Source organism: Robinsoniella sp. (genome assembly GCF_034124845.1).
The window spans coordinates 1-7641 of record NZ_JAWYAJ010000357.1; the positions used below are offsets into that span (position 1 = coordinate 1).

7 protein-coding genes are annotated in these 7641 nt (G+C 40.8%); 2 read left to right on the forward strand and 5 right to left on the reverse strand.

Annotation, left to right across the window (positions count from 1 at the left end; genetic code table 11):
* Positions 1-243: 243 nt before the first annotated feature.
* The 5 genes from ACH2DQ_RS17890 to ACH2DQ_RS17910 all read right to left on the reverse strand — a co-directional run bounded on the left by ACH2DQ_RS17890 (position 244) and on the right by ACH2DQ_RS17910 (position 4367).
* On the reverse strand, positions 244-756 hold the full coding sequence (locus tag ACH2DQ_RS17890) for a deoxyuridine 5'-triphosphate nucleotidohydrolase (RefSeq protein WP_394916047.1): 513 nt from the start codon (positions 754-756) through the stop codon (positions 244-246).
* Between the two features lie 49 nt (positions 757-805).
* The gene (gene nrdG / locus ACH2DQ_RS17895; protein ID WP_394916048.1) at positions 806-1297 is read right to left on the reverse strand and encodes an anaerobic ribonucleoside-triphosphate reductase activating protein; all 492 of its coding nucleotides are present in this window, start codon (positions 1295-1297) and stop codon (positions 806-808) included.
* A 227-nt stretch (positions 1298-1524) separates the two neighbouring features.
* Positions 1525-2298 carry an ABC transporter ATP-binding protein gene (locus ACH2DQ_RS17900; RefSeq protein WP_394916049.1) on the reverse strand — a complete coding sequence of 258 codons (774 nt, stop codon included), beginning with the start codon at positions 2296-2298 and terminating at the stop codon, positions 1525-1527.
* The gene (locus tag ACH2DQ_RS17905) at positions 2291-3175 is read right to left on the reverse strand and encodes an ABC transporter permease (RefSeq protein WP_027294234.1); all 885 of its coding nucleotides are present in this window, start codon (positions 3173-3175) and stop codon (positions 2291-2293) included. Before ACH2DQ_RS17905 ends, ACH2DQ_RS17900 begins: the two co-directional genes overlap by 8 nt.
* Positions 3176-3212: 37 nt before the next feature.
* Positions 3213-4367: an ABC transporter substrate-binding protein gene (locus tag ACH2DQ_RS17910; protein ID WP_394916050.1), complete on the reverse strand. Its 1155-nt coding sequence runs from the start codon at positions 4365-4367 to the stop codon at positions 3213-3215.
* Positions 4368-5195: 828 nt separating this feature from the next.
* On the opposite strand from ACH2DQ_RS17910, the gene ACH2DQ_RS17915 reads away from it, so the two are divergent.
* Together ACH2DQ_RS17915 and ACH2DQ_RS17920 are read left to right on the forward strand one after the other, a co-directional pair.
* The gene (locus ACH2DQ_RS17915; RefSeq protein WP_394916051.1) at positions 5196-5690 is read left to right on the forward strand and encodes a hypothetical protein; all 495 of its coding nucleotides are present in this window, start codon (positions 5196-5198) and stop codon (positions 5688-5690) included.
* 11 nt (positions 5691-5701) lie between these two features.
* Positions 5702-7641: YhgE/Pip family protein (locus tag ACH2DQ_RS17920; RefSeq protein WP_395027725.1), on the forward strand; the 1940-nt coding region annotated here is incomplete at its 3' end.

Here is a 7641-nt window from a genome sequence, read left to right on the forward strand (position 1 = left end):
TTTGGCAATTGGAAGATGACTCTATGGTAAATAGCAAGGTAAGGCAATTAATGCCATACATAGAGAAAGATTTTTCCTCAGGAGATCTGACACATAAATTTGAAGCCGCAGAGCTTCAGGAAATGTATAGTTAAACATATTCTTTAAATTTTTCATTACATTATATAATCAGTAAAAGAATATCCGGTTTCATTGTGCACTGTTTATGAACAGTTATCAATGAACCGGATATTCTTTTATTTTTTATTTCGTTGTGCTGCCAAATCCGCCGTTTCTAATCTCCGTTGCATCATCGTCTACTGTTATGCCGTACTCTACAAATATTCCCTGCATAAAACCAGTTCCTGCTTCTACGGTAATGGACTTATCTTCGTTGCTGTCGTTGGTGATTTTTGAAAATATATGACCTTCATTGTCGGAATAAAAATAATCGCTGTCGATAATACCCACGGTATTATTCAGCTGAAGGCGGAATTTAAAGCCCAGTCCGCTTCTGGGATAACATTTCAATACCCAGTCTGTATTCATCTCCACACGGATTCCGGTAGGGATTTTTATGGTCTCTCCCGGCTTCAGCGTAAAAGTAAAGGGACTGTAAAAATCATATCCGGCAGAACCTGTGGTTGCTCTTTTGGGAAGCTTGATCGCCTCATATATGCTTTTAACTTCTAATTCTGAAGCCGCTGGAAATCCGTCTTTGTACCCGGCTTCAAACTGTGTAAAACTTACTTTATGAAATTTCGCTATTCTCTGCATGTAATTCTCCTATATTGTTTTTATTCCTATGTATTAATCAGATTGACTTTTACTGGCAGTAAAGAACTGCTTCACCCGACTCCAGTGATTTTTGAACATCGATTACTCTTTGGTTGGAGCTGCCTCTCCAGTGCAGCTGCTTTGACTGCTTCTTACACTCAAACTCTCCATCTACACAAACATCCAGATATTGCATAATAGAAGAATGCCGGATACTCTCCCAGGTGGATCCGGTATAGAGCCAGATTGTTTTATGCGGAAATTTGCTGCGAATTTCTTTTGCCAGCTCTTCTACATCTTTTTTATTCTTTGAATGCAATGGGTCTCCTCCACTGAAAGTGATACCGGATATGTAAGTCTTCTCTAATTCAGCAAATAATTCTTCCTTAGCACTTTCGTCAAAAGTTACACCGCCATTTGGATCCCAGGTTATCGGATTGTGACAATCCTTACAGCAATGGGAACATCCCGATACCCATAGAACTACCCGCAGTCCGTCTCCATTTAGCATATCGTCTTTTGTTATATTATGATACCTCACATCTATCGTCCTTTCAATAACAATATTTAGTAAAAATTTTATAATTGCACACTATATCGTGTTTTTACGCCAGTGATTATCTTACCATTTTCATTCCCTCACGTCAAGACTTAAATCCCCTGCTTGGATTTTGACGGCAAGATTTCTGCTTACAATTATTCTTGAAAAATCAATAAAACCGGGGAGTAAAGCGCATCCTGGCATGCGCATTCTTCCCCGGTATATTTTTAATTTCCACACTCGATACTGATCTCATTAAACAGTTCCAGGATCTCGTCTACTTCCGTAGCTTCTTTTTCTGTCCCTTTTTTATCCAGTATCACATTTCCCTGATGCATCATAATCAAACGGTTGCCATACTCTACTGCGTATCTCAGATTGTGGGTAACCATAATAGTTGTGAGATTTTTTTCCTTTACCAGCTTACCCGTTAATTCCATAATAATCTCAGCCGTCTTAGGATCCAGTGCAGCCGTATGTTCATCCAGAATCAAAAACTCGATTGGTGTCATGGTAGACATCAGAAGTGCCATAGCCTGACGCTGTCCACCGGAAAGAGCGCCTACCTTTACATCCATTTTATCTTCCAGCCCCAAATTCAGCTGTCGCAGGCTGTCTCGGTAGGAATCAATTCGTTTTTTATTGATTCCGGGTTTCAAATTGTACTTTTTTCCCTTATTGTCAGCCAGTGACATATTTTCCAGAATCGTCATAGATGGACAGGTACCCATGGAAGGATTTTGAAAAACCCTCCCTATACGCTGATGCCGTTTAAAATCCCTTGCACTTGTGATGTCTTTCCCATTCATCAGGATGCTGCCCGAATCAATATCTATACTGCCACAGATAATATTCAGCATGGAGGTCTTACCGGAACCATTGCTGCCAACCACAGATACAAACTCTCCCTGGTTCACCTCAAAATTAAAATTTTCAAAGAGACACATTTCATTAATCGTGCCGGGATTATAATATTTATTAATATTCTTTAATTCAAGCATGTGCCTTCACCTTCTTCTTCCTGTCCATACTGATTACTAAAATTACAAAAAACAGTACCGCCGTGATTAATTTCATATCATTTGCCCCAAAACCAAGCTGCATTGCAATTGCCACACAAGCCCGGTATAAAATAGCTCCTACAATTACAGCCGTTGTATTATTTACTTTCGGGATAAATTTACAAAGATTTACTCCAATGATAACGCTCGCCAGCCCAATAACCATAGTTCCGGTACCGATTGAAATGTCAAACACCCTCTGCCATTGTGTATAGACACATCCACTTAGTGCCACCAGACCATTTGCGATGGCCAGCCCCAGAATCTTGACTTTGCCGCTGTCCTTTGCCAGGACGGTAACCAGTGCATGATTATCGCCTGCTGCACGAAGTAAAAACCCGGACTTTGTTTTCATATAGGCATCCAATAATAGTTTTACCACCAGTGCCACAATTACGATAATTATTAAAGTCTGATAAGGTACCAGAAATTCGGGTACAATTTTCGTTAAAAATGAATTATCAAACATATTGTCCATACTAAAGATCGGTACGTTTGCTTTGCCTGCAATCTTCAGGTTAATGGTATATAATGCAGTCATCATGATGATTCCCGACAACAGGTCACGGACTTTGAATTTTACATGGATGATGCCGGTCAGCATACCAGCCAGCGCTCCGGCTGCAAATGCGATGGGAAGGGTCAGATAAGGATTTACCCCATTCACCATCAGCGTAACTGTTACCGCCGCCCCCAAAGGAAAACTTCCGTCTACCGTTAAATCCGGAAAATCTAATATTTTGTAAGTAATGTAAATGCCTAAGGTCATGATGGCATATATAATTCCCTGTTCTAAAACTCCTATTAGTATGGACATATCTCTACCTCTGTTATCCTACGATTTTTGACTTTTTCTATTGTGCTGTAATTTCCGTGAAAGTTTCTACCGCTCTTCCTTTTGTATCATCGCTGATTGTAATGCCAAGGTTTTCTGCTGCTTTGGTATTCAGGTACAGACTGCTTTCTGAAATTGTTTCAAATTTCATATCGCTGGCTTTGGCTTCGCCTTTTAACACTTTTGCGGCCATTCTTCCGGTCTGTTTACCAAGTTCAATATATTCAATTCCTTCGGATGCCATGCAGCCAATTTTTACCTGTTCAATCTCACTTCCGAATACGGGAATGTTTTTCTTGGATGCCTTATCTAATATCGTAGGAAGTGCACTTACCACGGTGTTGTCAGTCAAGTTGTTCAGGCAGTCTACTTTTGCTAATAACGTATCTGCTGCTGATGGAACATCTGCAATGGTTGCCACTCCGGCTGTTTCCAGGGTAAAACCGTATTTTTCTACTAAGGATTCATATTCTTTGATACTGCTTTCTGAGTTTACTTCGCTGGTTGTATATAAGATACCGATGGTTTTTGCTTCGGGAAGCAATTCACGGATCATTTTCAGCTGTGCTTCTACCGGAAGTTTATCGCTGGTACCTGTCACATTTCCGGTGGGTATCTGGTCTTCTTGGGCAAGCTCTGCTGCGACCGGGTCCGTAACGGCTGTGTAAATGGTCGGAATATCTGTTTTCATTGCGGCATTATAACATGCCTGTGCACTTGGTGTTGCAATTGCGCACATCAGATCTACCTTATTTGCTACAAACCCCTGTGCGATGGTATTAGCATTTCCCATGTCCGCTTCTGCATTCTGATAATCCACCTCGAGGTTTTTCCCTTCTACAAATCCCTCTTCTGCAAGGCCTTGCAAAAATCCTTCCCGGCAGTTCTCAAGGGAACCATGCTGTGCAAATTGGGCAATACCGATTTTAAAAGACCCTTCCACTAATTCACCGGAGACCGCCCCTGCACTGTCACCATCAGCTGTTTCGTCATTATTTACTTCCGTTCCCGCATCTGTTGCATCCATGCTTCCTGCTTCCGTTTCAGATTTGCCGGATGCACTTGATGATGCTGATTCTGTTCCGGCAGCCCCGTTTCCCGTAGAACCACATCCTGCTGTCAGTGCTGCTGCCATTGCCACGCTTAAAATAGTAACTAAAATTTTCTTTCTCATAATAATTTCTCCTTCTTTTCATTAATTTTGATTAATAGTATCAAACAATCACAAAACTAATGGGAACGTTAATCTGGCTGCTTTGTGTTCCTTATAAATACACAAAAAAACCGCCCCAAGCCTTCGCTTGAGACGGTAATAATATCGTATTATTATCGCGGTACCACTCAAATTAACATAATGTCCACTTTCGCATGTACTATCATACACTCCTGATTGATAACGGGTTCGGTTCCCGACAGTGCCTACTCTTCTGATACCGGATCACACCGCTATCTTCTATTTCAGACTGCCCTCGAAAGTCCATTCGGCAAACCACTCAATACTGCAATCACACCACCTGCAGCTCTCTGGAATTTTGTTGATAAGCTTACTACTCTTTCTCATCGGTTTTGCTTTTTGTTTTTTTCATTCTAATACTAATTGGTAGGTGTTGTCAAGTGTTTTTTAATATTTTTCTATCAATGGGTCTCCTTCTTGAAAACTCACCCGCTCAGATATTGTAGAAAGTGCTTTTTCCCTCACCAGAGGCCTCACATCTGCTGCGCCGCTTTCTTATGCTTCTCTATGCTGCCCATTCAAAAATAAACGAACTTCCCAAACATTTATTTTTTTATACACTCATATCATTCAATCTTTCACAATAATTTTTCATTTATATGAAAAATATTGTTCTTTTTTACTACTTCTCTTCTATTCTAACCGAAATCATCCAAGCCATATCCTGCTCAAAATCCAAAAACTGACGATTGGTCATTTTTGTATTGTATTGCCGATTCTTTCGTGCTAAAATATCCCTATCTTAATTTAGAAAGGCAATGACGTTATATGGAAGACTTTAATCTTTTTTTAGATGAATTATTTCTGGATATGCCTGATACCAAAGAAACGAGAGCCGCTAAGCAGAATCTGCTTCTATATCTGCAATCCGATTATGAACAACGGCTTCTTGAGGGAAAAACATCCAGAGAAGCATTGGTGGAATCACTGATTTATTTTGGTGCCAGGGAAAATATTGAAAAAGAAGTGGCGCATCAGGAATTCATCAGCTCTTACAATCGCTTCCGTGAAAAATATCCACGGTTAATCCGGTGGGGATTTTTGGCGATTCTTATCATACCGGCTGTTTTTTTAATTCTTATGTTTAGCCTGGAATCAAAACTGAATTTTCTAACTGCCTGGATTGTATCGATTATTCTTTCCGCCGGCTATTTAATCTGCGTGGAGTACATTGATTATCGTTATAAACGTAAGCTCCACCTGACCGAGCCTGAACCGGAGCTGGACGGTAACGGTATGCTTGAAAAAATCAACAAATTATAATGGAGGCTGAAATGAAAAAAATATTTAGAATTTATGTTCGGGATTTATCCCGTCTCAGTAAGAATGTAATGGCTATGATTGTGGTAATCGGTGTCAGTATTATTCCTGCATTATATGCCTGGTTTAATATCGCTGCAAACTGGGATCCCTATGGAAGTACTTCCGGTATTAAAGTAGCCGTTTCCAACGAAGATAAAGGCTGGAAAATGGATAGGATGAATCTGGATGTGGGTTCTCAGATTATGGATAATCTAAAAGCAAATGATCAGATCGGCTGGGAGTTTACGGATACACAATCGGCCGTAGACGGCGTGAAATCCGGCAAATACTATGCTGCCGTAGTTATCCCTGAGGATTTCAGCAAAAAAATATCCAGTATACTTTCTACGAACATTGAAAGTCCGAAGATCCAATATTATATCAATGAAAAAAAGAATGCAATTGCTCCCAAGATCACAGATAAAGGCGTAGGCGTTATTCAACAGCAGGTTAACAGTACCTTTATCAGCGTAGCTACCGAAACCATTGCCGGAATATTAAATACTACAACCGGGGATTTACAGGAAAACGGCAATACCCTGATCGACCGTCTGATTAACGTAATGCAGGTGGTGGATTCGGATTTAAGCCAGTATAGTTCTACAATAGATGCATTTTCAGAAACAATTGACGGTGTGAATACACTACTCTCCACAACAAAGCTGACTTTGCCGGATCTCAGTTCCACACTGGAAAACGGTACACAGACAATCAACGATTCCCAGTCCGTGCTGGATACATCCAAGTCCTCTTTAAACAGCGTAAACCAGTCATTTGGCAATGTATTGAACTCGGCGCAGGATATATACGATTCCATTTCAAATACTGCCTCACAGGCATTTGGGGATATTAATAATGATATTTCCGATGCGGCGGGGCAGCTTGCACAGACAACCCAGCTTGCCCAGGCAATCATTGATATGAATACGAAAAATATCAACATTCTGACCGATCTCAATGCCCAGCTGCCGGAACCAAAAGATGAGATTAACAATCTGATTGATAAATTAAATACATCCAGCCAAAATCAGCAGTCCATTATTGATAAAATAAATGCAACCAGTGAAAGTATTAAAAATGCTTCTGACATCAGCAGTGAAACCCGTAATTCTATTTCCTCTGTAATATCCGGGAGTAAAGACGAGATTTCGGGCATCCGCGCCTCATACATGAATTCGGTACAGCCCATGCTGGATAATCTGATGGATGAAATCACAAAAACCGGCAGTGACCTTTCCGGACTGTTACAGAGTACCAATGGCAGCCTCAGTAATCTGGATGGTATTTTTGATGGTATGAGCTCTTCTCTTACCTCCGGTCAAAAGGCTTTGTCCAGCACAAAAGATGTAATCGGCAGCACCCACGATAAAATACAGAATATTATTTCCCAGTTGAATTCCGTAGGGAAAGATAAGAAGCTTCAGAAATTAATGGAGATTATACAAAATGACCCAGATCTCATGGGCAGTTTTATGTCATCCCCGGTACAGCTGGAAACGACCTCTTTTTATCCCATTGAGAATTACGGTTCTGCAATGGCACCATTTTATACTACTTTAGCTATCTGGGTTGGGGGCATTGTTCTGGTTGCTATTTTAAAGGTCCGGGTAGATGAAGATGAAAAGCTGAAGAATTTACGCCCATCCCATTGTTACCTGGGAAGATATCTGCTTTTCATGACATTGGGGCTGATTCAGGCGTTTATTATCTGCATGGGGGATCTGTATTTCCTTGAGATACAATGCAAAGATCCGCTGCTGTTTGTTGCCGCTGGGCTGTTATCCAGCTTTGTATATACGAATATTATCTACACGCTGACCGTTTCATTTGGAGATATTGGCAAGGCACTGTGTGTCATTTTACTGGTGATTCAGATTGCCGGCGCCGGAGGAACCTTCCCCATTGAAGTGAC